This is a genomic window from Ramlibacter sp. GCM10027632 (assembly GCF_042675325.1).
Taxonomy (GTDB): domain Bacteria; phylum Pseudomonadota; class Gammaproteobacteria; order Burkholderiales; family Burkholderiaceae_C; genus Ramlibacter.
This window is the reverse complement of record NZ_JBHTGW010000017.1, coordinates 12,949-34,549: the sequence shown is the minus strand read 5'-3', so window position 1 is coordinate 34,549 and position 21,601 is coordinate 12,949. Positions and strand designations below refer to the sequence as shown.

Here is a 21,601-nt window from a genome sequence, read left to right as displayed (position 1 = left end):
GGACATGCGCCGCGGCACCGTGCCCCGGCCCACGGCCAGCGAGCAGGCGGCCGCGCCGGCCGCCTCGCGGCCCCTGCCCGCGCCGCCGACCGCGCCGCCGACCGCGCCGGAGTCGCGCGCGTCCCGGCCCGGCGCCACGCAGGGCGGGCCGAACCTGAAGGGAAGCTATTAGGGGCGAAGCGCCCCGAGAGCTCAGGACTCAGGACTCAGGGCTCAGGGCTCGACGGCCTCAGCCCTTTTCGACCGGCCGCGCCGGGTCGCTGCACCACTCGCTCCAGCTGCCCGCGTACAGCGCGGTCGGGCCGTAGCCGGCCAACTCCATGGCCAGCAGGTTGGGCACGGCGCTCACGCCGCTGCCGCACTGGTGCACCACCGTCCGCGGGTCGCGGCCCGCGAGGACCGCGTCGAACTCGGCGCGCAGCTGCGCCGGCGGCTTGAAGCGGCCGTCCTCGCCGATGTTCTGGGTGAAGGGGCGGTTCAGCGCGCCGGGGATGTGGCCCGCCACCGGGTCCAGCGGCTCGACCTCGCCGCGGTAGCGTGGCGCGCCGCGCGCGTCCACCACCGTCTGCGCCGGCGAGCCCAGGCGCTGCAGCACGGTGGCCGTGGCCACCAGCTCGCGCAGGGGCTCGCCCAGCGCGAAGTGGGCCTGGAAGTGCGAGATGCCAGGACCCTCGTCGACCGCGCCGCCCGCGGCCTGCCAGGCCTGCAGGCCGCCATCGAGCACGGCCACCGCGTCGTGGCCGGCCCACTTCAGCATCCACCACAGGCGGCCGCAGTAATTGGCGCCTTGGCGGTCGTAGACCACGGCCTGCATGTCGTTGGCGAAGCCCACGCTGGACAGCCAGGCGGCGAACTTCTCGCGCGAGGGCAGGGGGTGGCGGCCGCCGGAGGCGGCGTCGGGGCTGGGGTGCTTCCTGCCGTCGGCGCCGACCACGCCCTCGTCGCTGAGGTGGTGGTCCAGGTCCGCACGCACGGCACCGGGAATGTGGGCCTGGCGGAACTGCTCCGCGCCGGCCGCGGGGTTGGACAGGTCGAAGCTGCAGTCGAACACCATCAGCCGCCGGCCCGAGGCCTTCAGGTCCATCAGCTGCGGCGCGGTGATCAGGGTGGTGAAGCTCGGTGCGGACATGGGCTCAATGCTCCTCGGCGGGTGACTGGGGCAGGGCGCGCGTGCGCAGGGCGGTGGCGGCGACCCCGCTGGCGATGATCAGGGCCATGCCGATCCAGGCGCCCGGGCTGAGGTGCTCGCCGAACAGCAGCACCCCGAACAGCGCCGCGAACACGATGCCCGAGTATTGCAGCGACGCCACGACCAGGGTGGCGCCATGGCTGTAGGCGCGGGTCAGGCACAACTGGCCGAGCGCGGCGAACAGCGCCATCGGCACCACCCACAGCCCGCGCAGGCCGGGCCACGGCGACCAGCCGGTGAACAGCGTCCACAGCAGGCCGCCGGCGGCGGTGGCCAGCGCGAAGAAGAACACGGTGCGGGTCTCGGGCTCGCCCACCTTGCCCAGGGCCATCACCTGCATGTAGGCGAAGGCCGAGACCAGGCCGGACAGCAGGCCCATCAAGCCCGCGAAAGCCTGGTCCTGCGAGACGGTGGGCCGCAGCGTCAGCACCACGCCGGCGAAGCCGGCCAGCACCGTCAGGGTCAGCGGTCCCTGACGCAGCAGGCTGGCCGTGCCCTCGCGCGGGTTCCACGACACCAGCGAGCCGCCCACCACGAAGGCCGCGACCCACAGGCTGCTCATGTAGTTGAGGGTCATGCCGGTGGCCACCGGCAGGCCGGCGATGGCGTAGAACCAGGAGCCCAGCGAGACCACGCCGACCACGCTGCGCCAGGCGTGCATGCCGGGGTAGCGCGTGGTCAGCGGCACGCGCTGGCGCCGCGCGATCACCCAGACGAAGGCGGCGCCGACCAGGCCGCGCCAGAACACCAGCTCGGCGCTGGTGAAGAAGGCCGAGGCGATCTTCACGCACACCGCCATCGCGGAAAAGAAAAAGGCCCCGAGGACCATCCACAGGGCCTGCATGGGGCGGCGCCGTCGCTGCGTCAGGCGCGCAGCGGGCCGAGGCCCATCTGCGCGCGGTACCACTCGTGGAAGTGCTGCATGCCGTCTTCCATGGGGCTCTGGTAGGGGCCGACCTCGTTGTCGCCGCGCTTCAGGAGGGCCTTGCGGCCGGCGTCCATGCGCTCGGCGATCTCGTCGTCCTCGATGCAGGTCTCCATGTAGGCGGCCTTCTGCGCCTCGACGAACTCGCGCTCGAAGGCGGCGATCTCCTCGGGGTAGTAGAACTCCACCATGTTCAGCGTCTTGTCGACGCTGACCGGGTGCAGCGTGGAGACGGTGAGCACGTGCGGGTACCACTCCACCATGATGTGGGGGTAGTAGGTGAGCCAGATCGCGCCGTGCGCCGGCGGCACGCCGTTGCGGTACTGGAGCAGGGCCTTGTGCCAGCGCTCGTACACCGGGCTGCCGGGGCGGCCCAGGCGGTTGGCCACGCCCACGGTCTGCACCGAGAACTGCTCCTTGAACTCCCAGCGCAGGTCGTCGCAGGTGACGAACTGGCCCAGCCCCGGGTGGAAGGGGCCGACGTGGTAGTCCTCGAGGTAGACCTCGATGAAGGTCTTCCAGTTGTAGTTGCACTCGTGCATCTCGACGTGGTCCAGGACCATGCCGGTGAAATCGAGGTCCTTGCGCGGGCCCATGCCGGCGAGGTCGGCCTCGATGTCGCGGCCGTTGTCCTCGAACAGCAGGCCGTTCCACTCGCGCAGTTTGTAGCGGTTCAGGTCCAGGCAGGGGTCGTGCGCGAAATGCGGCGCGCCCAGCAGGGTGCCCGCGGGGCTGCCCTGGCCGGCGCTGTAGGTCCAGCGGTGCAGCGGGCAGACGATGTTGCCGCCCGTGGCCGGCTCGCTGCGCAGGTTGCCCCGGCCGCGCAGGATCACCGCCTGGCGGTGGCGGCAGACATTGCTCACGAGCTCCACGCCGGCGGGCGTGCGCAGCAGCGCCCGGCCCTCGCCCTCCTGGGGCAGGGCGTAGTAGTCGCCGATCTCGGGAACGGACAGGGCATGCCCCACATAGCGGGGCCCGCGCTGGAAGAGGGTGGACATCTCCCGCGCGAACAGCGCCTCGTCGAAATAGCTGGAAACTGGTAGTTGGCTTGCGGCCTGCTGCAGTTGAAGACTTAAATCAGACATTTCACCTGACCTAGAGACTCCCCCTATGAAGGGGCAGGGTAAGCGCTTGATCCTGGGACAGGCGCGGGGTGGGGGGTCGATTGTACCCGCCGGGGTTCGGGGCCCCCGGCGTCCTAGAATCCGGTCTTTGCCCCAGATCAAGCGATGCCCAAGGCCCCTGTCTCCACCCCCGCCTCCTACGAGGCCGCGCTCGAGGAACTCGAGCAGCTGATCGGCCGCATCGAGTCCGGGCAGATGCCCCTGGAGCAGATGCTCGCCGGCTACGAGCGCGGCGCGCAGCTGCTGCAGTTCTGCCGCGGCAAGCTCGAGGCGGTGGAGAACCAGATCAAGGTGCTGGACGAGGGCACCCTCAAGCCCTGGACCCAGGAATGAGCGAGCCCCTCGATTTCGCGCGCTGGACCTCGCAGCGCCTGGAGGCGGTGGAGGCCGCGCTCTCGCTGTGGGTGCCGGCCGATGCGCCGGCCGGCCTGGGCGAGGCCATGCGCTATGCGGTGCTCGACGGCGGCAAGCGCCTGCGCCCCCTGCTGGTGCTGGCCGCGGCCGAAGCCGCGGGCGGCCACCTGGAGGCGGCGCTGCGCGCGGCCTGCGCAGTGGAATTGATCCATGCCTACTCCCTGGTGCACGACGACATGCCCTGCATGGACAACGACGTCCTGCGACGCGGCAAGCCCACCGTGCACGTGGCCTTCGGCGAGGCCCAGGCCCTGCTGGCGGGCGATGCGCTGCAGGCCCTGGCCTTCGAGCTGCTCACGCCGCAGGACAGCGACATCCCCGCCTCCGCCCAGGCCCACCTGTGCCGCCTGCTGGCGCGCTGCGCCGGCCACGCCGGCATGGCCGGCGGCCAGGCCATCGACCTGGCCAGCGTCGGCCAGGCCCTCACCGAGGATGAACTGCGCCGCATGCACCGTCTCAAGACCGGCGCGCTGCTGCAAGGCAGCGTGATGATGGGCGCGGCCTGCGGCGCGGCCGGCGACGACGCGCACCAGGCCCTGGCCCGCTACGGCGCCGCGATCGGCCTGGCCTTCCAGGTGGTCGACGACATCCTCGACGTCACCGCCGACAGCGCCACCCTCGGCAAGACCGCGGGCAAGGACGCGGCCAACGACAAGCCCACCTACGTCTCCCTGCTGGGGCTGGAGCCCTCGCGCGCGCTGGCCCGCCAGCTGCTGGACGACGCGCTGTCCGCGCTGGCCGACAGCGGCCTGGCCGACACCCGCGCCCTGGCCGCGCTCGCCCGCATGGTGGTGAACCGAGACAACTGAGATTTCCATGGCTTCCCTGCTCGAATCCATCGCCTCCCCGGCCGACCTGCGCGCGCTGCCCCGGCAGCAACTGCCCCAGCTGGCGGACGAACTGCGTGCCTTCGTCCTGGAGAGCGTTGCGCGCACCGGCGGCCACCTCAGCTCCAACCTGGGCACGGTGGAACTCACCATCGCGCTGCACTATGTCTACGACACCCCGCGCGACCGCCTGGTATGGGACGTGGGCCACCAGACCTACCCGCACAAGATCCTCACCGGCCGGCGCGAGCGCATGCCCACCCTGCGCCAGCTCGGCGGCCTCTCGGGCTTCCCCCTGCGCAGCGAGAGCGAGTACGACGCCTTCGGCACCGCGCACTCCTCCACCAGCATCTCCGCCGCCCTGGGCATGGCCCTGGCGGCCCGGCGCAAGGGCGAGGACCGCAAGGCCGTGGCCATCATCGGCGACGGCGCGATGACCGCGGGCATGGCTTTCGAGGCCCTGAACAACGGCGGCGTCGCCGACTGCGACCTGCTGGTCATCCTGAACGACAACGACATGTCGATCAGCCCGCCGGTGGGCGCGCTCAATCGCTACCTGGCGCAGCTGATGTCGGGGCAGTTCTATGCCGCGGCCAAGAGCGTGGGCAAGACCGTGCTCAAGGCCGCGCCGCCGCTGTTCGAGCTGGCCAAGCGTCTCGAGGAGCACGCCAAGGGCATGGTGGTGCCGGCGACGCTGTTCGAGAAGTTCGGCTTCAACTACATCGGCCCCATCGACGGCCACGACCTGGGTTCGCTGATCCCCACGCTGGAGAACATCCGCCAGCTCAAGGGGCCGCAGTTCCTGCACGTGGTCACCAAGAAGGGCCAGGGCTACAAGCTCGCCGAGGCCGACCCGGTGGCCTACCACGGCCCCGGCAAGTTCGACCCCGAGGTCGGCCTCAAGCCCCCGGCCACGCCGCCCAAGCCCACCTTCACCCAGGTCTTCGGCCAGTGGCTGTGCGACATGGGCGAGAAGGACGCGCGCCTGGTCGGCATCACGCCCGCGATGCGCGAAGGCTCCGGCCTGGTCGAGTTCGAGAAGCGCTTCCCCGACCGCTACTTCGACGTCGGCATCGCCGAGCAGCATGCGGTCACCTTCGCCGCCGGCCTGGCCTGCGAGGGCCTCAAGCCGGTGGTGGCGATCTACTCCACCTTCCTGCAGCGCGCCTACGACCAGCTGGTGCATGACGTGGCGCTGCAGGACCTGCCCGTGGTCTTCGCGCTGGACCGCGCCGGCATCGTCGGCGCCGACGGCCCGACGCATGCGGGCGCCTACGACATCCCCTTCCTGCGCTGCATCCCGAACATGAGCATCGCCTGCCCGGCCGACGAGGCCGAGACCCGCGCGCTGCTCACCACTGCCTACGAGCAGGACCACGCGGTGGCCGTGCGCTACCCGCGCGGCGCCGGCGTGGGCGCGCCCGTGCCCGCCGGCCTCCAGGGCCTGCCCTTTGGCAAGGGTGAGGTGCGGCGCGAGGGCCGGGGCATCGCCATCCTCGCTTTCGGCACGATGCTGTATCCCGCGCTCGACGCCGCCGGCCGCCTCGATGCCAGCGTGGCCAACATGCGCTGGGCCAAGCCGCTGGACACCGAGCTGCTGCTGCAACTGGCTGCGCGCCACGAGGCGCTGGTCACGGTGGAGGAGGGCGCCGTCATGGGCGGCGCGGGCAGCGCGGTGCTGGAGGCCCTGCAGGCCGCCGGCGTGCAGAAGCCGGTGCTGACCCTCGGCCTGCCGGACCGCTTCATCGAGCATGGCGATCCGGCCAAGCTGCTCGCCGGGCTGGGGCTGGATGGCGCGGGCCTCGAGCGCGCCATCCGCGCGCGCTTCGGCGAGCTGGCGCAGGCCGCCGCGCCGGGCCTCAAGGTCGTGGGCTGAGAGGCTGCCGTTCGCCCTGCACGGGAAAACACCCGGCAGGGAAAACCCCGCGATCACCCCCCTCGCCGGGCACCCGGTTCCAGAATCCGCGTCGCTTTGGCGGCAGGCCGTCCTGCCGTCCAGGGAGCGTCCTCAATCCGGAACCCAGGAGAGTGCCCATGGATCGTCGATCCCTCATCAGGAGTGCCGGCATCGCCGGCGTACTGGCCGCCGGCGCCGCCCCCGCCGTGCATGCGCAGCCGGCCGTGCGATGGCGGCTGGCCTCCAGCTTCCCGAAGTCGCTGGACACCATCTTCGGCGCGGCCGACATCTTCTCGCGGTCCATCAAGACCATGTCGGGCGGACGCTTCGAGGTCTCCATCCACGCGGCCGGCGAGCTCATGCCGGCCTTCGGCGTGGTCGACGCGGTGCAGGCCGGCACGGTGGAGGCGGCCCACACCGCGCCCTACTACTTCTTCGGCAAGGACGAGACCTTCGCCCTGGGCTGCGCCATCCCCTTCGGCCTGAACAGCCGCCAGATGACGGCCTGGATGCACGAGGGCAACGGCCTCAGGCTGATGCGCGAGTTCTATGCCCGCTACAGCATCATCAACTTCCCCGGCGGCAACACCGGTGCGCAGATGGGGGGCTGGTTCCGCAAGGAGATCCGCTCGGTCGCCGACCTCAAGGGCCTGAAGATCCGCATCGGCGGCTTCGGCGGCAAGATCATCGAGCGCCTGGGCGGCGTGCCGCAGAACATTCCCGGCGGCGAGATCTACCAGGCGCTGGAGAAGGGCACGATCGACGCGGCCGAGTGGATCGGCCCGTACGACGACCAGAAGCTGGGCTTCAACAAGGTCGCGCCGTTCTACTACTACCCCGGCTGGTGGGAGGGCGGCCCGCAGCTGGACTTCTTCGTCAACCAGAAGGCCTGGGACGCGCTCTCGGCCGAGCACAAGGCCATCGTCGAGGCCGCGGCCTCGCAGGCCCATGTGGGCATGCAGGCCAAGTACGACGCGCTCAACCCCACCGCCCTCAAGCAGCTGGTCGGCGCGAAGACGAACCTGCGCCCCTTCCCCGCCGACATGATGGCCGCCGCCTGGAAGGCCGCCTCCGACCTGTACGCGGACCTCTCGGCCCGCAACGAGAACTGGCGCAAGGTCTACGCCGACTACGCGAAATTCCGCGCCGACCAGAACCTCTGGTTCCGCTTCACCGAGGCCACCTTCGACCGCTTCATGCAGGCGCAGAAGCTTTAGTGCTAGCAGGCGACGGTAGGGGTTTTCCCGAGCGCAGCCAGGGCTCCCATTGGGGAGCCCTTTTCACTGGGTGGCCAGCGTCAGAGCTCTGCAAGCTTCAAGCGCAGCCGCTCACGATGATCCGCAAGTTTTTCACTGTAACGACAGGAGCTGCATTCCATGGATCGTCGATTCCTCATCAAGAACGCCGGCATCGCCGGCATCCTGGCCGCCGGCGCCGCCCCCGCCGTGCATGCGCAGGCCGCCGTGCGTTGGCGCCTGGCTTCCAGCTTCCCGAAGTCGCTGGACACGATCTACGGTGCCGCTGAAGTCTTCTCGCAGAAGGTCAAGCAGCTGTCGGGTGGCAAGTTCGACGTGTCGGTCCACGCGGCCGGCGAGATCATGCCGGCCTTCGGCGTGGTGGACGGCGTGCAGAACGGCACCGTGGAAGCCGCCCACACCGCCCCCTACTACTTCTTCGGCAAGGACGAGACCTTCGCCATCGGCGGCGCCATCCCCTTCGGCCTGAACAGCCGCCAGATGACGGCCTGGACTTTCGAAGGCAACGGCCTGAAGCTGATGCGCGAGTTCTACGCCAAGTACAACATCGTCAACTTCGCCTGCGGCAACACCGGCGCCCAGATGGGCGGCTGGATGCGCAAGGAGATCTCCGGCGTCAAGGACCTCAAGGGCCTGAAGTTCCGCATCGGCGGCTTCGCCGGCAAGGTGCTGGAGCGCCTGGGCGGCGTGCCGCAGAACATTCCCGGCGGCGAGATCTACCAGGCGCTGGAGAAGGGCACGATCGACGCCGCCGAGTGGATCGGCCCGTATGACGACCAGAAGCTGGGCTTCAACAAGGTCGCCCCGTTCTACTACTACCCCGGCTGGTGGGAAGGTGGCCTGCAGCTGGACCTGTACGTCAACAACAAGGCCTTCGAAGCCCTGAACGCCGAGCAGAAGGCCATCGTCGAGACCGCCGCCACCTACGCGCACGTCGAGACCCAGGCCAAGTACGACGTCAAGAACCCGCCCGCGCTGAAGCAGCTGGTGGGCGCCGGTGCCAAGCTGCGCCCGTTCCCGGCCGACGTCATGGCCGAGGCCTTCAAGCAGGCCATGGGCCTGTACGAGGAGCTGTCCGCCAAGAACGAGAACTGGAAGAAGGTCTACGCCGACTACGCCCGTTTCCGCTCCGACCAGAACCTGTGGTTCCGCTTCACCGAGGCCACCTTCGACCGTTTCATGCAGAGCCAGAAGCTGTAAGCGGTAAGATTCCGTTTGCGCCTCGCATGGAGGGCCGCACGAGAGTGCGGCCCTTTGTCATTGATTCCAGACCCCAGGAGACTCCCGATGGATCGTCGCTCCCTCATCAAGAATGCCGGCATCGCCGGCGTGCTCGCCGCCGGCGCCGCGCCGGCCGTCCATGCCCAGGCCACGGTGCGCTGGCGCCTGGCTTCCAGCTTCCCCAAGTCGCTCGACACCCTGTTCGGTGGCGCCGAGACCTTCGCCAAGGCGCTCAAGGCCATGTCCGGCGGCAAGTTCGACGTGTCCCTGCACCCGCCCGGCGAGCTGATGCCCGCCTTCGGCGTGGTCGATGGCGTGCAGAACGGCACCGTCGAGGTCGTCCACACCGCTCCCTACTACTTCTTCGGCAAGGACGAGACCTTCGCCCTGGGCACCGCCATCCCCTTCGGCCTGAATGCCCGCCAGATGGCCTCGTGGCTCAATGAAGGCAACGGCGGCAAGCTGCTGCGCGAGTTCTACTCCCGCTACAACATGATCAACTTCCCCGGCGGCAACACCGGCGCCCAGATGGGTGGCTGGTTCCGCAAGGAGATCAAGAGCGCCAAGGATCTCAAGGGCCTGAAGTTCCGCATCGCCGGTTTCGCCGGCAAGATCATGGAGCGCATGGGCGTGGTGCCGCAGAACCTGCCGGGTGGCGAGGTCTACACCTCCCTCGAGAAGGGCACCATCGACGCGGCCGAGTGGGTCGGTCCCTATGACGACCAGAAGCTGGGCTTCGTGAAGGTCGCGCCGTTCTACTACTACCCCGGTTTCTGGGAAGGCTCGGCGCACATCGACTTCTTCGTCAACCAGAAGGCCTGGGACGCGCTGCCCGCCGAGTACAAGGCGATGGTCGAGGCTGCCTCCGCGCTGGCCCACAACGAGGTGCAGGCCCGCTACGACGCGCGCAACCCGGTGGCCCTCAAGCAGCTGGTCGCCCAGGGCGCGAAGCTGCGCGCCTTCCCGGCCGACATGATGAACGAGGCCTTCAAGATCTCCCAGGAGATCTACGAGGAGACCGCGGCCAAGAACGAGAACTTCCGCAAGATCTACCAGGACTTCTCCAAGTACCGCGCCGACCAGAACCTCTGGTTCCGTTTCACCGAGGGCACGTTCGACCGCTTCATGCAGACGCAGAAGCTGTGATCTGCCGACGGCCGCCCTCGAGGCGGCCGACCGGCCACCGCGCGCAGGGGCTCCTTCGGGAGCCCCTCGTCGTTTGGCGGCACGCCAGGCGCGGGTTAACCTCGGTGCCGCCATGCGCCACGCCGCCGACGCCATCGACTCCCCCGCCATGCGCCAGGCCGGGCGCGAGCTGCTCTCGCTCGCGCTGATGGACGCGCGCAACCACACCCTGCACCTGCTGGCGTGCTACGAGCCGGTGCGGCCCGACGCGGTGCTCTCGGTGGCCGATGCCATCGCCCAGCACGCTGCGCGCTGGACGGCGCCGCAGGCCGCCGATGCGGCCTTCCCCTCGCGCTCGCTGGCCGAGGCGCGCGAGCGGCTGCTGGTGCAGTTCGAGGCCACCCTCGAGGCGCTGGACGCTGCCCCCGACGACGACGCCGGCCTGGCCGCCTTCCGCGCCGCGCTGTTCCACGAGGACGCCTGGGGCGAGGAGCTGGTGGTCGAGGCGCAGGCCCTGGGCCTGGCCCTGCCGCTGGCCGTGCCGGCGGCGATCGCCCCGCGCGAACCGGTGGCCCTGCCCGCCACGCGCTGGACGTTGGGCAGCCCCGTGCCGGGCTTCGCCTTCGCCCTGGAGCGGCCGGCGCACGCGGTGGACGTCCCCGAGTTCGAGATCGACGCCCAGCCCGTCACCTGGTCGCAGTACATCGAGTTCGTCGACGACGGCGGCTACGACCGCGAGGCGCTGTGGAGCGCCGAGGGCTGGGCCTGGCTGCAGCGCGTGGCCCTGGGCGAGTCGCGGCGCGGGCCGCGCCACGTGGAGCAGATCGGCGTGGCCAGCGGCGCGGTCACGCAGGCGCTGTTCGGTCGGGTGGTGCGCCTGTCGGGTGCGCAGCCCGCGATGCACGTGGCGTGGTGGGAGGCCGACGCCTACGCCCGCTGGGCCGGCCGGCGCCTGCCCACCGAGGTGGAGTGGGAGGTCGCCGCGCACCAGGCGGCACGCCGCGGCTTCCGCTGGGGCGACGTGCGCGAGTGGACCGCCGGCACGCTGCGCCCCTGGCCGGGCTACGGGGCCGATGCCTGGGCCCGCGGCACCCCCTTCGATCCCGAGGGCGCCTGGGGCCGGGCCCGCGTCTTGCGCGGCGCCTCGTTCGCGACCCGCAGCCGCATGAAGCACCCGAAGGCGCGGGGCTTCGCGCTGCCCGAGCGCGACGCGGCGTTCACCGGGTTTCGCACCTGCGCGGTGTAGCCGCCGGATTTCCCCGGTTCGCGCTCGCCGGCAGCGGCGGGCCTCACCGGCCCGAGGCCGCCGGTTTCCGCTTCGGCTTCGCGAACCGCCACCACGGCAGCTGCTCGCTCAGGCTCAGCACCTCGCCGCTGTGCGAGGGCCGGTAGCCGGGCAGGGCGGCCAGGCGCGCCTGCCAGGCCGGCGTGGCCAGCACCTCGCGCAGCGCGCGCATGGCCGGCGCCTCCAGCGCCGACTTCAGGCACACGAGGAAGTAGTCCTCTTCCAGCAGCGGCACGAAGTCCAGCCCGCGCTCGCGCGCCGCGGCCTCGATGGCCAGGCCCGCGTCGGCCTCGCCCGACGCCACCGCCTGGGCCACCGCCGCATGCGAGGGCTCGACGCGCTCCCAGCCCTGTAGCCGCTGCGGCGCAAGCCCGGCGTCGAGCAGGAGCTGTTCGGCCACCAGCCGCGTGCCGGTGCCGAGGGCGCGGTTGACGTAGCGGGCATGGCCGTCGGCCAGGTCGCGGAAGGACCGCAGCCCCAGCGGGTTGCCGCGCGCCACCACCAGTCCCTGCCGGCGCCGCGCGAAGCCCACCACCTTGTGCAGGCCCGGCTTGAGCAGCGGCTGGTAGCTGCGCTGGGCCAGCGTGCCCGGAGGCGGCGCGTGCGGCGTGTGGAAGCCGGCCAGCGTGCAGCGACCCTCGTTGAGGGCGGCGATCGCGTCCACGCTGCCGGTGAAGCGGATGTCCAGGTGCAGGCCCGCCTGCGCCGCGTGCCCGCGCAGGGTGGCGATGCCCTCGTCATGGCTGGCGTACAGCGTGAGGACCTGGGCCGCGTCGTCGAAGGCCACCGCGAAGGCGCGTTCCAGGTCGGCGTGCAGGGCCTCGATCTGCGGCGCCAGCCGCGCCTGCGCCTGGCGCTCGGCCCACAGCAGCTTCTCGCCGAAGTCCGTCAGGCGCGCGGGCTGGCCCTTGTCCCACACGATCAGGCCGCGCCCCAGCTGCGCCTCCCAGCGTTTGAGCTCGCCCCACACATGGCGGTAGGACTGGCCCAGCTCGCGCGCCGCGCCGGAGATCGAGCCCTGGCGGCGCACGGCCTGCAGCAGGTCCACCAGCGGGTTGCGGATGCCGCCCACGGACGGCGCGCCGGCGGGCGCCAGGGCATAGGACAGCTCGATCTTGTGCACGGGCGGCAGTATGCGGCATGGCGCGATGCCGCCGCGGCGGCCTATGCACGGCGCTTCATAACGGACACTCCCTACCTCCCCGCCCCCCGCCAGCCCCTAGCATCGGCGGCATGAACGGATTCACGCAGAGTGCCGCGGCCGCCTGGGCCCTGCTCGCGCAGGGCGATGCCGCGCTCTGGTCGGTGGTCGGCCGCTCGCTGGCCGTCAGCGGCCTGGCCTGCGCCCTCGCCAGCACGCTGGGCCTGGCCCTGGGCGCCTGGCTCGGCGTCGCCCGCTTCGGCGGGCGCAGCGCGGTGCTGGCCGTCCTCAACACCCTGCTGGCCGTGCCCTCGGTGGTGGTGGGCCTGGTGGTGTACCTGCTGCTGTCACGCTCCGGCCCGCTGGGGCACCTGGGCTGGCTGTTCTCGCTCAAGGCCATGGTCATCGCGCAGGCGATCCTGGTGCTGCCGGTGGCCATGGCGCTGACCCGCCAGGTCGTCGAGGACGCCGAGCGCCTTCACGGCGAGCAGCTCGCCTCGCTGGGCGCCGGGCCCTGGCTGCGCGGGCTGCTGCTGGCGTGGGACGAGCGCTACGCCCTGCTCACCGTCCTCATCGCCTGCTTCGGCCGCGCCATCTCGGAGGTGGGCGCGGTGATGGTGGTGGGCGGCAACATCGACGGCTTCACCCGCGTCATGACCACCGCCATCGCGCTGGAGACCAGCAAGGGCGACCTGCCGCTGGCCCTGGCCCTCGGCGCGGTGCTGCTGTCGGTGGTGCTCGCGCTCAATGCGCTGATCGCGGTGGTGCGGCGCTGGCGCCTGGCGCATGGCGACGTGGCCGTCGCCGCCCGCGGCGCGATGGGGGCCGGCGCATGAACGCCGCGGCCGGCCAGCCCGCCGTGCAGATCGAGCTGCGCGAGGCCGACGTGCACTTCGGCCCGGTGCATGCCCTGAAGTCCGTCGGCCTGCGCGTGCATGCCGGCGAGCGCATCGCCCTGATCGGCCCCAACGGCAGCGGCAAGAGCACGCTGCTGCGCGCCCTGCACGGCCTGCTGCCGATTCGCGCAGGCGAGCTGCGGCGCGACGAGCGCGCGCGCCAGGCCATGCTGTTCCAGCGGCCCTCGATGCTGCGCGCCAGCGCCCTGCACAACGTGGCCCTGGGTGCCTGGCTGAACGGCGCGCGCTGGGGCGAGGCGCGCGCCCGCGCGCTGGAAGCCCTGCGCCGCGTCGGCCTCGACGAGTTCGCGCGCCGCAACGCCCGCGTCCTCTCGGGTGGGCAGCAGCAGCGGCTCGCCCTGGCGCGGGCCTGGAGCCTGCATCCCCAGGTGCTGCTGCTCGACGAGCCCACCGCCAGCCTCGACCCCCATGCCAAGCGCGAGGTCGAGCGCCTGATGGACGAATTCGCCCTGGCCGGCATGACCCTGGTCTTCGCCAGCCACAACCTCGGCCAGGTCAAGCGCCTGGCCGGGCGCGTCATCTACCTGGAACGCGGCCGCGTGCTCGCCGACCTGGCGGTCGAGCGGTTCTTCGACCGCGCCTTCCTGCCCCGGGTCTCGCCCGAGGCCGACCTGTTCGTCAGGGGAGAGCTCGCATGAGGCATCGCGCGGGCAAGGCCGTCGCCGCCGCGCTGCTGGCGCTCGGCGCCGCCGGGGCCTGGGCCCAGGCCGTCATCACGCTGTCGTCCACCACGTCCACCGAGCAGTCGGGCCTGTTCGCCCACCTGTTGCCGGCGTTCAGGCAGGCCACCGGCATCGAGGTGAAGGTCGTCGCCGTGGGCACCGGCCAGGCGCTGGACATCGCCCGCCGCGGCGACGCCGACGCGCTGCTGGTGCACGACACCGCCGCCGAGGAGAAGTTCGTCGCCGACGGGTTCGCCACCCGCCGCTACAGCGTCATGCACAACGACTTCGTGCTCGTGGGCCCGCGTGGCGACCCGGCCGGCGCGCGCGGCCGCGACATCGCCGCCGCCCTGAGGAAGGTCGCCGCCGCCAACGCCGCCTTCGTCTCGCGCGGCGACAAGAGCGGCACCCACGCCGCCGAGCTGCGCTACTGGGGTTCGCAGCCCAAGGGCGGTGGCTACCGCGAGTGCGGCTGCGGCATGGGGGCGGCGCTGAACATCGCCGCCTCCAGAGGCGCCTACGTGCTCGCCGACCGCGGCACCTGGCTCAGTTTCCGCAACCGCGCCGACCTCGCCGTCCTCGTCGAGGGCGACCCGCGCCTGTTCAATCCCTACGGCGTGATGGCCGTCAACCCCGCGAAGCACCCGCATGTGAAGGCGGCGCAGGCCCAGAAGTTCATCGACTGGCTGGTCTCGCCGGCTGGCCAGGCCGCGATCGCCGCCTACCGGATCGGTGGCGAGCAGCTGTTCTTCCCCAACGCCAGCCGCTGAGGCGCGCGGCCGGCCCGGCGCTCACTCCACCAGCGCCGCCGCCTTGACCTGGGCCCAGGCCGGCACGCCCGGCGCCAGCCCCAGCGCGTGCGCCGAGCGCGCGGTGATGCGCGCCAGCAGCGCCGCCTCGCCGCAGGCCAGGCGCACCAGCACCTGGCCCTCGTGGCGCGGGTCGGGCACGACCTCGGCCACCGTGCCGGGCAGGAGGTTGTTCACGCTGGTGGCGCGCGGCATCTCGGTGGCCACGCTCACGTCGCGCGCCAGCACGCGAACCCGCACGCGCCGGCCGGTCGCGGCGCCGGTGTCCCGCAGCCACAGCGCGCCGCCGCCGAAGTCCACCTGCATCAGCCGCCAGGGCGCGTCGCGCCCGGCGACGGTGGCCTCCAGCAGCACGCCGGTGTCCTCGCCCGGCACCACGGCCAGGTCGGTGCGAAGCAGCACCTCGCCCACCGGCCCGCAGGCCAGCGCGCGGCCCTGGTCCATCAGCACCAGGGTGTCGGCCAGGCGCGCCATCTCGTCGGCCGAGTGGGTCACGTACAGCATCGGGATCCTCAGCTCGTCGCGCAGGCGCTCGAGCCAGGGCAGGATGTCGCGGCGCCGCGCCGCGTCCAGCGCCGAGAGCGGCTCGTCCAGCAGCAGCACGCGCGGCTGCGTGGCCAGGGCGCGGGCGATGGCCACGCGCTGGCGCTCGCCGCCGGACAGCGCGTGCGGCCGGCGCGCCAGCAGGTGGCCGATGCCGAGCAGCTCGATCACGCCGTCCAGGGGCATCGCGGACGCCCCGCGCGCCGCGCGGCGCTGGCCGAAGGCCAGGTTGCCGCGCACGTCGAGGTGGTCGAACAGGCTGGCCTCCTGGAACACGTAGCCCAGGGGGCGCTGCCAGGTGGGCAGGTCGATGCCGCGGGCGTCGTCCTGCCAGCAGCTGCCCGCGATCTCCACGTGCGCGCGGTCGGCGCGTTCCAGGCCGGCGACGCAGCGCAGCACCGTGGTCTTGCCCGAGCCCGAGGGGCCGAACAGCGCGGTCACGCCGTGGCCCGGCAGGGTGAGGTCCACGTCCAGCGAGAAGCCGCCGGGGCGCGCCAGGTGCAGGGCGATGCGCGTGGCGGCGTCCAGCGTCATGCGGGGACGCGCCGCGTGCGGCGCTCCAGCAGGGCCAGCGCCAGCAGCACCACCAGGGAGAAGGCCACCATCGCGCCCGCCAGGGCATGGGCCTGCGGGTAGGCCAGGGCCTCGACATGGCCGTAGATCTGGGTCGACACCACCCGGGTCTGCTGCGGGATGTTGCCGCCGATCATCAGCACCACGCCAAACTCGCCGACCGTGTGCGCGAAGGCCATCACCGCGGCGGTGAGGATGCCCGGGCGGGCCAGGGGCAGGGCCACGTGCAGGAAGGCGTCCAGCGGGCGCGCGCGCAGCGTGGCGGCCACCTCCATCGGCCGCCGGCCCACCGCCTCGAAGGCGCGGCGCAGCGGCTGCAGCGCGAAGGGCAGCGAGTAGACGATCGAGGCCACCACCAGCCCCGGGAAGGTGAAGGGCAGCAGCCCCAGCCCCAGCGACTGCGTGAGGCGGCCGACCCAGCCCTGCGGGCCCATGGCCAGCAGCAGGTAGAAGCCCAGCACCGTGGGCGGCAGCACCAGGGGCAGGGTGGCTACCGCGCCGACGACGTCGGCCAGGCGCGAGCGGCTGTGGGCCAGCCACCAGGCCAGCGGCGTGGCCAGCGCCAGCAGCAGCACGGTGGTCACCGTGGCGAGCTTCAGCGTGAGCCACAGGGCCTGCAGGTCGTCGGGGGAGAAGGGCATGCCGGCGGGGCCTCTCAGGGCTCGTAACCGTGGGCGCGCAGGAGGGCGCGGGCCTCCTCGGTGCGCAGGAAGGCGAGCAGGGCGCGGGCGGCGGGGCTGTCGCGGCCCGGGACGAGCAGGATCGCGTCCTGCCGCAGCGGCGCATGCAGGCCGGCGGGCACCACCCAGGCCGAGCCGGCGGTGAGGCGGCCCTGGGCCTGCACCTGCGAGAGGGCCACGAAGCCGAGCGCCGCATTGCCGGTCGCCACGAATTGGTAGGCCTGGCCGATGCTCTCGCCCTGGACCAGCTTCGGCCGCAGGGCGGCGAGCACGCCCAGGCGCTCCATCGCCTCCATCGCCGCCGCGCCGTACGGCGCCAGCCGCGGGTCGGCGATGGCCAGGCGCTCGAAGCCGCCGCGGCGCAGGACCTCGCCCTGCGGGTCCACGCGGGCCGGGTCGGGGCTCCACAGCGCGAGCCGGCCGACGGCGTAGGTGAAGCGGGTGCCGGCCACGCCCAGGCCCTCGCGCTCCAGGCGCGCGGGCGTCTCGTCGTCGGCGGCCAGCAGCACCTGGAAGGGCGCGCCGTTGCGGACCTGGGCGTAGAAACGCCCGGTGGCGCCCACCGCCACCACGGCCTGGTGGCCGGTGGCGCGCTCGAACGCCGAGGCGATCTTCTGCATCGGCCCGGCGAAGTTCGCGGCCACCGCCACCGAGACCTGGCCGGCGGCGGCGCTCGCGCAGGCCAGGGCGGCGGCAGCCGCGGCGAGCCAGGGCTTGAGTCGGACGGTCACGAGGCGGGTCGGGCGGTGCACGTTGCGGGAAGCTGCGGGAAGTCGATGCGCGATTCTCGCCTGCCCGAAGCGGCCGTCCCGGCGGTCGCTGTCGCCGCCGTCGCCTCAGTCGCCGCGCAGGCGCCGGTACACCGTGGCGCGGCTGATGCCGAGCCGGCGCGCGGCCTCCATCACGTTGCCGCGCGCCTCGCGCACGGCCTGGCGGATCAGGCCGGCCTCGACCTCGCGCAGGGCGGCGGCGGGCGCCGCCAGCTCGCGCACGGACGCGCCGGCGGCCTGGGCGAGGACCTGCACCGCCAGGCCGGACCACAGCGGCACCTCGCGCGGCGCGGGGTGGCGGGCGGCGTCGAACAGCTGCGCCCAGGGCAGGGCGAAGACCTCGCCGGCATGGGGCGGCTCGCCGCCGGGGTGCGGGGCCAGGCCCGTCATCTCGCGGGCCGCGGCATTGGCGCCGGCGATGCGGCCGTCGGCATCCAGGGCCAGCAGGCCGTCGTCGTCGCCGCCGAAGGCCTCGCCGGGCCAGCGCACCCGCAGCAGCAGGGCGTGGGGCTCGCCCAGCACCAGCGCGTTGCCGATGCCGCGCGCGGCCTGGGTGACCAGGTGGCGCAGGCCGGGGCGCTCGGCGGCGTCGACGCCGGTCACGTCCAGCATGCCCACGCAGTCGCCGTGCGGGCCGAAGACCGGCGCGCCGGCGCAGGTGTAGCAGGCGGTGTCGTCGAAGAAATGCTCGCCGCGGTGCAGCCACACCGGCTGGCGCTCGGCCAGCGCGGCGCCGATGGCGGTGGTGCCTACCGCGCGCTCGGACAGGTCGACCCCGACGCGGGCGATCACGTCGGCGCGGCGGTCGGTGCGGTCGATGGCGCCGTCCACGCCCACCACCACGCCCTGGGCGTCGGTCAGCAGGGTGAAGTAGCCGATGCGGCCCACCGCCCGCCCCAGCGAGGCCAGGGGGCCGGCGGCGGCGCGAAGCAGGCCCGCGCTGGCGTCCCGGGCGCGCCGCGTGGCGGCGGCGGAGACCAGCTCGAAGCCCACCGGCGCCTCCGGCCGCAGGCCCTGGGCCAGGCAGCGGCTCCAGGAGCGCTCGATCCAGGGCGGCAGCGAGGCGGGCGCCGGCAGGCCCTCGCGCAGCGCGCAGCGGGCGCGGTCGATCTGGGCCAGGCGCCAGTCGGCGGGGGCAGGGGAGGCGGGCGGGTGCATGGGGGTGGTCTGCATTGGGCCTGCGCGGCCGAGGGGGTGTCAACCGCGCCAACCCTGCCCGGGGGTCGCCGCGGCGGCGGTGTCTCAATTTGAGAATTTCCGGCCAAGGCGCACGGCCATCTCAGGGTTTCGCCTAGCCAGGGGCGGCCTGCGGCCCTCGAAGAATCCCCTGATCCCGTACCCAGTACCCCCAGGAGACAAGGCATGCAAGTCAAGCTCAAGGTCAACGGCCGACCCGCGACGATCGATGTCGCCCCCAACACCCTGCTGGTGCAAGCCATCCGCGAACACCTGCGACTGACCGGTACCCACGTGGGCTGCGACACCGCGCAGTGCGGCGCCTGCACGGTCCACGTCAACGGCAAGGCGGTGAAGTCGTGCAACACCCTGGCCGTGCAGCATGACGGCGCCGAGGTCACCACCATCGAGGGCCTGGCCGCCGCCGACGGCACCCTGCACCCGATGCAGGCCGCCTTCAAGGAGTGCCACGGCCTGCAGTGCGGCTTCTGCACCCCGGGCATGGTCATGAGCGCGCTGGACCTGTGCCAGCGTCATCCCAACGCCAGCGAGGCCGAGATCCGCGAGCAGCTCGAGGGCAACATCTGCCGTTGCACCGGCTACCAGAACATCGTCAAGGCCGTCCAGCTCGGGCGCGCCAACATGACGGCCTGAGCGACTCGACCCCGAACACCACAGGAGACAAGCCATGGGTGCATCCGATTTCGCCAAGCTCCCCCACATCGGCGAGGCCCTCCGCCGCAAGGAGGACATGCGCTTCCTCACCGGCGCCGGCCAGTACACCGACGACATCAACCTCGCCAACCAGCGCCACGCCGTCTTCGTGCGCTCGCCGCATGCGCATGCCCGCATCCTCTCGGTCGATGTCTCGGCCGCCGAGGCCCTGCCCGGCGTGACCCGCGTGTTCACCGGCAAGGACCTCGAGGGCAAGGTCAACGGCCTGCCCTGCGGCTGGCTGATCACCAGCGTCAACGGCGAGGCCATGAAGGAGCCGCCGCACCCGGTGCTGGCCGTGGACCGCGTGCGCTACGTGGGCGACCACGTCGCCATGGTGGTGGCCGACACGGCGGAACAGGCCCGCAACGCCGCCGAGGCGGTGGTGGTGGATTACGAGGTGCTGCCCGCCTCGGTCGACGTCGCTGCGGCCAAGACCGGCCCCGCCCTGCATGACGCCGCCCCCGACAACCACTGCTACAAGTGGGCCATCGGCGACAAGGCCGCGGTCGATGCCGTCTTCGCCAAGGCCGCCCATGTGACGAACCTGGACCTGGTGAACAACCGCCTGGTGCCCAACGCGCTGGAGCCGCGCGCCGCCATCGGCGCCTACAACCGCGCGAACGACGAGTACACCCTCTACGTCTCCAACCAGAACCCGCACGTGGAGCGCCTGCTCATGACCGCCTTCGTCCTCGGCCTGCCCGAGCACAAGGTGCGCGTGATCGCCCCCGACGTGGGCGGCGGCTTCGGCTCCAAGATCTACCTCTACGCCGAGGACGTGGCCCTGACCTGGGCCGCCAGGCAGCTCAATTGCGCCATCAAGTGGGTGGCGGACCGCAGCGAGGCCTTCCTGTCCGACGCCCATGGGCGCGACCACGTGAGCCACGCCGAGATGGCCATGGACAAGGACGGCAAGTTCCTCGCCATGCGCGTGCACACCGACGCCAACCTCGGCGCCTACCTGTCCACGTTCTCCACCGCGGTGCCCACCATCCTGTACGCCACGCTGCTGGCGGGCCAGTACACCACGCCCCAGGTCTATGTGGAGGTGGACGCCTGGTTCACCAACACCGCCCCGGTCGACGCCTACCGCGGCGCCGGCCGCCCCGAGGCCACCTACCTGCTGGAGCGCCTGGTGACCCGCTGCGCCTGGGAGCTGGGCCTGGGCCAGGACGAGATCCGCAAGCGCAACTTCATCACCCAGTTCCCGTACCAGACCCCGGTGGCCTTGCAATACGACATCGGGGACTACCACGCCTGCATGGACAAGGCCAAGGTGCTGGCGGAGGTCGACGGCTTCGCCGCCCGCCGGGCAGCGAGTGCCGCCAAGGGCCTGAAGCGCGGCATCGGCTACAGCAGCTACATCGAGGCCTGCGGCATCGCGCCCTCGAACATCGCGGGCGCCCTGGGCGCGCGCGCCGGCCTGTTCGAGTGCGGCGAGATCCGCGTGCACCCGACCGGCAGCGTCACCGTGTTCACCGGCTCCCACAGCCACGGCCAGGGCCACGAGACCACCTTCGCGCAGGTGGTGGCGGCGCGCCTGGGCATCCCGGTGGAGAACGTGGACGTGGTCCACGGCGACACCGGCCGCGTGCCCTTCGGCATGGGCACCTACGGCTCGCGCTCCATCAGCGTGGGCGGCGCCGCCATCATGAAGGCGCTGGACAAGATCGAGACCAAGGCCAAGAAGATCGCCGCGCACCTGATGGAGGCCAGCGACGCCGACATCGAGTTCGCCAACGGCGAGTTCAGCGTCAAGGGCACCGACAAGAAGATCCCCTTCGCCCAGGTGGCCCTCACCGCCTACGTGCCGCACAACTACCCGCTGGACAAGCTGGAGCCGGGCCTGAACGAGACCGCGTTCTACGACCCGACCAACTTCACCTTCCCGGCCGGCACCTACATCTGCGAGGTCGAGGTCGACCCGGCCACTGGCGTGGTGCGCGTCGACCGCTTCACCGCGGTGGACGACTTCGGCACCATCATCAACCCGATGATCGTCGAGGGCCAGGTGCACGGCGGGCTCGCCCAGGGCATTGGCCAGGCGCTGCTCGAGAACTGCGTCTACGACAAGGACTCCGGCCAGCTCCTGACCGGCAGCTTCATGGACTACACCATGCCCCGCGCCGATGACTTCCCGCAGTTCCGGCTCGACCACGTCTGCACGCCCTGCACCCACAACCCCCTGGGCACCAAGGGCTGTGGCGAGGCCGGCGCCATCGGCTCCCCGCCGGCCGTGATCAACGCCGTGCTCGACGCGCTGCGCGACCTCGGCGTGAAGGAGTTCGACATGCCTGCCACCCCCAGCCGCGTGTGGCAGGCGATCCAGGCCGCCCGCGCCTGAGGTTCA

General features: G+C 72.2%; 20 protein-coding genes. 12 read left to right on the top strand and 8 right to left on the bottom strand.

What is annotated here, in order from left to right; translation table 11 throughout:
- Positions 1–229: 229 nt before the first annotated feature.
- From ACFQZY_RS18875 to ACFQZY_RS18865, 3 genes are read right to left on the bottom strand one after another with little or no spacing between them, the layout of a single operon-like run.
- Positions 230–1,129, bottom strand: a complete 900-nt coding sequence (locus tag ACFQZY_RS18875) for a sulfurtransferase (RefSeq protein ID WP_377419012.1) — start codon at positions 1,127–1,129, stop codon at positions 230–232.
- Positions 1,130–1,133: 4 nt separating this feature from the next.
- The gene (locus ACFQZY_RS18870; RefSeq protein WP_377419009.1) at positions 1,134–2,033 is read right to left on the bottom strand and encodes a DMT family transporter; all 900 of its coding nucleotides are present in this window, start codon (positions 2,031–2,033) and stop codon (positions 1,134–1,136) included.
- Between the two features lie 20 nt (positions 2,034–2,053).
- Positions 2,054–3,199 carry an aromatic ring-hydroxylating dioxygenase subunit alpha gene (locus ACFQZY_RS18865; protein WP_377419007.1) on the bottom strand — a complete coding sequence of 382 codons (1,146 nt, stop codon included), beginning with the start codon at positions 3,197–3,199 and terminating at the stop codon, positions 2,054–2,056.
- Between the two features lie 144 nt (positions 3,200–3,343).
- Between ACFQZY_RS18865 and ACFQZY_RS18860 the strand changes: the two genes are divergently transcribed.
- The 7 genes from ACFQZY_RS18860 to ACFQZY_RS18830 all read left to right on the top strand — a co-directional run bounded on the left by ACFQZY_RS18860 (position 3,344) and on the right by ACFQZY_RS18830 (position 11,224).
- On the top strand, positions 3,344–3,571 hold the full coding sequence (locus tag ACFQZY_RS18860; RefSeq protein WP_377419004.1) for an exodeoxyribonuclease VII small subunit: 228 nt from the start codon (positions 3,344–3,346) through the stop codon (positions 3,569–3,571).
- Entirely contained in the window at positions 3,568–4,461 is an 894-nt protein-coding gene (locus ACFQZY_RS18855) for a polyprenyl synthetase family protein (protein WP_377419001.1), read from the top strand. The genes ACFQZY_RS18860 and ACFQZY_RS18855 overlap by 4 nt, the downstream gene beginning before the upstream one ends.
- A 7-nt stretch (positions 4,462–4,468) precedes the next feature.
- Positions 4,469–6,355 (top strand): 1-deoxy-D-xylulose-5-phosphate synthase, encoded by a 1,887-nt coding sequence (gene dxs / locus ACFQZY_RS18850; protein WP_377418998.1) that lies wholly within the window; start codon positions 4,469–4,471, stop codon positions 6,353–6,355.
- Between the two features lie 158 nt (positions 6,356–6,513).
- The gene (locus ACFQZY_RS18845; RefSeq protein ID WP_377418995.1) at positions 6,514–7,593 is read left to right on the top strand and encodes a TRAP transporter substrate-binding protein; all 1,080 of its coding nucleotides are present in this window, start codon (positions 6,514–6,516) and stop codon (positions 7,591–7,593) included.
- Positions 7,594–7,752: 159 nt separating this feature from the next.
- Positions 7,753–8,832, top strand: a complete 1,080-nt coding sequence (locus ACFQZY_RS18840) for a TRAP transporter substrate-binding protein (protein WP_377418993.1) — start codon at positions 7,753–7,755, stop codon at positions 8,830–8,832.
- Between the two features lie 87 nt (positions 8,833–8,919).
- Positions 8,920–9,999, top strand: coding sequence for a TRAP transporter substrate-binding protein (locus ACFQZY_RS18835; RefSeq protein WP_377418990.1), 1,080 nt, complete (start codon positions 8,920–8,922; stop codon positions 9,997–9,999).
- A gap of 112 nt (positions 10,000–10,111) precedes the next feature.
- Positions 10,112–11,224 (top strand): SUMF1/EgtB/PvdO family nonheme iron enzyme, encoded by a 1,113-nt coding sequence (locus ACFQZY_RS18830; RefSeq protein ID WP_377418987.1) that lies wholly within the window; start codon positions 10,112–10,114, stop codon positions 11,222–11,224.
- 43 nt (positions 11,225–11,267) lie between these two features.
- Here ACFQZY_RS18830 and ACFQZY_RS18825 read toward each other — a convergent pair whose 3' ends face one another.
- Positions 11,268–12,386 (bottom strand): substrate-binding domain-containing protein, encoded by a 1,119-nt coding sequence (locus ACFQZY_RS18825; protein ID WP_377418983.1) that lies wholly within the window; start codon positions 12,384–12,386, stop codon positions 11,268–11,270.
- 110 nt (positions 12,387–12,496) lie between these two features.
- Between ACFQZY_RS18825 and ACFQZY_RS18820 the strand changes: the two genes are divergently transcribed.
- Genes ACFQZY_RS18820 through ACFQZY_RS18810 form a run of 3 tightly spaced genes read left to right on the top strand, consistent with a single transcriptional unit; the run spans position 12,497 to position 14,753 of the window.
- Entirely contained in the window at positions 12,497–13,240 is a 744-nt protein-coding gene (locus ACFQZY_RS18820; RefSeq protein WP_377418979.1) for an ABC transporter permease, read from the top strand.
- Positions 13,237–13,959 (top strand): phosphate ABC transporter ATP-binding protein, encoded by a 723-nt coding sequence (locus ACFQZY_RS18815; protein WP_377418976.1) that lies wholly within the window; start codon positions 13,237–13,239, stop codon positions 13,957–13,959. Before ACFQZY_RS18820 ends, ACFQZY_RS18815 begins: the two co-directional genes overlap by 4 nt.
- Positions 13,956–14,753 (top strand): substrate-binding domain-containing protein, encoded by a 798-nt coding sequence (locus tag ACFQZY_RS18810; protein WP_377418973.1) that lies wholly within the window; start codon positions 13,956–13,958, stop codon positions 14,751–14,753. Before ACFQZY_RS18815 ends, ACFQZY_RS18810 begins: the two co-directional genes overlap by 4 nt.
- Before the next feature lie 21 nt (positions 14,754–14,774).
- Here ACFQZY_RS18810 and modC read toward each other — a convergent pair whose 3' ends face one another.
- From modC to ACFQZY_RS18790, 4 genes are all read right to left on the bottom strand, one after another.
- Positions 14,775–15,869: a molybdenum ABC transporter ATP-binding protein gene (gene modC / locus ACFQZY_RS18805; protein ID WP_377418971.1), complete on the bottom strand. Its 1,095-nt coding sequence runs from the start codon at positions 15,867–15,869 to the stop codon at positions 14,775–14,777.
- Positions 15,866–16,549, bottom strand: a complete 684-nt coding sequence (modB, locus tag ACFQZY_RS18800) for a molybdate ABC transporter permease subunit (RefSeq protein ID WP_377418967.1) — start codon at positions 16,547–16,549, stop codon at positions 15,866–15,868. Before modB ends, modC begins: the two co-directional genes overlap by 4 nt.
- Positions 16,550–16,563: 14 nt before the next feature.
- Entirely contained in the window at positions 16,564–17,319 is a 756-nt protein-coding gene (modA, locus tag ACFQZY_RS18795; protein ID WP_377418964.1) for a molybdate ABC transporter substrate-binding protein, read from the bottom strand.
- Between the two features lie 105 nt (positions 17,320–17,424).
- Complete coding sequence (locus ACFQZY_RS18790; RefSeq protein ID WP_377418961.1) at positions 17,425–18,516, bottom strand: helix-turn-helix domain-containing protein; 1,092 nt, start codon at positions 18,514–18,516, stop codon at positions 17,425–17,427.
- A gap of 204 nt (positions 18,517–18,720) precedes the next feature.
- On the opposite strand from ACFQZY_RS18790, the gene ACFQZY_RS18785 reads away from it, so the two are divergent.
- Both ACFQZY_RS18785 and ACFQZY_RS18780 read left to right on the top strand, forming a co-directional pair.
- On the top strand, positions 18,721–19,188 hold the full coding sequence (locus tag ACFQZY_RS18785; RefSeq protein WP_377418958.1) for a (2Fe-2S)-binding protein: 468 nt from the start codon (positions 18,721–18,723) through the stop codon (positions 19,186–19,188).
- A 34-nt stretch (positions 19,189–19,222) separates the two neighbouring features.
- On the top strand, positions 19,223–21,595 hold the full coding sequence (locus ACFQZY_RS18780) for a xanthine dehydrogenase family protein molybdopterin-binding subunit (protein WP_377418955.1): 2,373 nt from the start codon (positions 19,223–19,225) through the stop codon (positions 21,593–21,595).
- Positions 21,596–21,601: the final 6 nt, after the last annotated feature.